1 protein-coding gene is annotated in these 637 nt (G+C 42.1%); it reads left to right on the top strand.

Going from position 1 to position 637, the window contains the following annotated elements; genetic code table 11:
- Window positions 1-34: 34 nt before the first annotated feature.
- Window positions 35-637, top strand: a 603-nt coding sequence (locus tag IE142_RS39940) for a hypothetical protein (protein ID WP_229831261.1), incomplete at its 3' end; no start/stop codon positions are given.

A 637-nucleotide genomic window follows, 5' to 3' on the forward strand; every position in this document is an offset into this window, starting at 1 on the left:
ATTGCTGGTTTCTCTTCTTTGTATGCCGAGCCAAATGGCATTGGCTATTGCAGATCCATTAGTGGTAACCCCTCCACCTATGAATTTTGATGGTGCCGCCGATGGTACTCCCGCAGGAACGCCCATCACGTCAACTTGGATAGGTGAAACCTCTGTCCATAATGGTTTCAAATGTGAGAAGAAATTTTTGCAAAAATGTTGGGTTGAAACCCTCTATGCTAATGCTACTGGTTCAAAAATTAGCGGGATCTACTATTACGAAGGTAGTAATCGTTATCCTGTTTATTCACTCCCTGGTGTCAAAGGTATTGGCTATGCTTTTGGTTTAAAAGATAACAATGATAGCGTTGCTTACGTACCTATTGATGTTGATAACGGTACGGGTGCAACGGTGATTTATCCTGCAGTAGGCTCTACCGTTAACCATAATGTGGATCGCGTTTCACTGAAAGGCAAAGTCGTCTTTGTGGTGACAGATAAACATCTTGAGACTGGCGTTTATAACATTCCATATACAGTTATCGCCAATACATGGTCTGAATATGGTGGAGGCCATAAAGGCAATAATACCTCTATCGTAGCAATTAACCCCGTCACTATTACTATTAAAGCTCGAGGCTGTACCGTAAACACCAAA

Origin of the sequence: Streptomyces mutabilis (assembly GCF_014649815.1) — a bacterium.
In the GTDB taxonomy this organism is placed as follows: domain Bacteria; phylum Actinomycetota; class Actinomycetes; order Streptomycetales; family Streptomycetaceae; genus Streptomyces; species Streptomyces mutabilis.